The organism is uncultured Aquincola sp., from assembly GCF_964001545.1.
Lineage (GTDB): Bacteria > Pseudomonadota > Gammaproteobacteria > Burkholderiales > Burkholderiaceae_C > Aquincola.
This window is the reverse complement of the sequence record NZ_CAXFDV010000049.1, coordinates 1-1739: the sequence shown is the minus strand read 5'-3', so window position 1 is coordinate 1739 and position 1739 is coordinate 1. Positions and strand designations below refer to the sequence as shown.

2 protein-coding genes are annotated in these 1739 nt (G+C 71.3%); both read left to right on the top strand.

Going from position 1 to position 1739, the window contains the following annotated elements; translation table 11 throughout:
* On the top strand, positions 1-630 hold a 630-nt coding region (locus tag ABNT58_RS01795; protein WP_348751803.1), incomplete at its 5' end, for an FHIPEP family type III secretion protein.
* On the top strand, positions 627-1739 hold a 1113-nt coding region (locus tag ABNT58_RS01790; RefSeq protein ID WP_348751802.1), incomplete at its 3' end, for a secretin N-terminal domain-containing protein. The genes ABNT58_RS01795 and ABNT58_RS01790, both read left to right, overlap by 4 nt.

Below are 1739 nucleotides of genomic sequence, written 5' to 3'. Positions count from 1 at the left end.
TCGGCCCGCCAGGCGCTGCGCCGCCACCTGGCCTTGTTCTTCGGCACGCAGGAAGCCAGCGCCTGGCTGCACCGCGCCGGCCAGGACATGCCCGAAGTGGTCAAGGAAGTGCTGCGGGCGCTGCCGCTGCAGAAGGTGGCCGAGCTGCTGCGCCGCCTGGTGGAAGAGGAAGTGCCCATCCGCCATGCCCGCGACATCCTGGAAGCGCTGGCCGATGCCGCCCAGCGCGAGAAGGACGTGTATGCGCTGACCGAGCTGGCCCGCATCGCGGTCAAGCGCCAGCTCAGCCACCGCTGTGCACCCACAGGCCGTCTGCGCGCGGTGCTGCTGATGCCCGACCTGGAAGAACAGCTGCGGCAGGCCGTGCGCGTGAGCAACGGTGTGCAGCAGCTGGCCCTGGACCCGCAACTGGCGCAGGCGGTGATCGCCACCCTCGTGCAGTCGGTGCAGGCCCATCAACCCGCGGCCGTGGTGGCGGCGGTGGACATCCGGCGCCACGTGCGCAAGCTGATCGAGAACGAATGCTTCGACACCCCTGTGCTGAGTTTCCACGAGCTGGTGCCCACGCTGCAGCTCGACGTGGCCGACCGTGTGGCCGCTCCGGGCGCGCCGATGCTGGAGGCCGCATGAAGCGCGTGTGCATCACCTGGCTGGTGGCGCTGGTGGCCGCGCTGCTCAGCGCGCTGATGGCGGCGCCGCCTGCCCAGGCCATGCCCATTCCCTTCGCGGAACGCGAAGTGCAGCTCACCGCGCGTGAGCAGCCGATTGCCGCCTTCCTGCAGGACCTGTTCGGGCTGGTGGATGTGCCGGTGTCGGTGAGCCCCAGCGTCAAGGGCGCGGTCAACGGCAGCTTCAGCGGCCCGGCGGCGCGGGTGTGGCGCAACATCGCCCGCGCCTTCAACCTGGTGGAGTACTACGACGGCGCGGTGCTGCACATCTATGCCCCGTCGGACATGGTCACGCGCACGCTGCCGGTGGCGCCTTCGCTGGCCGCGCGGGTGCAGCGCAACGTGCTGGAGATGCGGCTGCCCGATGGCCGCAACACCGTGCGCAGCACCGAAGACGGCACGCTCATCGTCAGCGGCACCCGCCGCTTCATCGAGCAGGTGGAAGAGATCACCCGTGCGCAACTGGTCAGCGACCGCGCCGGCCCGCCCAGCGGCTTCAAGGTGTTCTACCTGCGTTATGCGTGGGCGCAAGACGTCAGCATCAGCTTCGGCGGCCGGCAGGTGGTGCTGCCGGGCGTGGCCAGCATCGTGCGGGCGATGATGAGTTCGCAGTCGCGCAGCCAGGTGGCGGTGCAGTCGCTGGAGCAACCGGCCAACGGCACCGTGCCCGGCCTGCGCGGCCAGCGTGCGGCGCGGCCTTATGCCGGTGGTGGGGCGGGTGGCCCGGGCGGGCAGGGCACCCTGGGCGGCGCGCAGGCCGATGCGGCCATGGCCTCGGGCCCGGTGCTGGCCGCAGCCTATGGCGCGGCGGGTGCGGGCATGGGTGCTTATGGCGGCGCTGCACCGGGCGCCCAGCCCAATGCTGCCGCCGGCGGATCGGCCCTGCCGCCGCTGGCGCCGCAGGCCTTGTCGCTGGCCGATGGCGCGATGGTGCGGGTGGAAGCCGATGCCCGGCTCAATGCCGTCATCGTGCGCGATGCACCCGACCGGCTGGCCCAGTACGAGCAGCTGATCGCCGCGCTGGACATCGAGCCGCAGACGCTGGAGATCGAAGCCACCATCATCGACGTC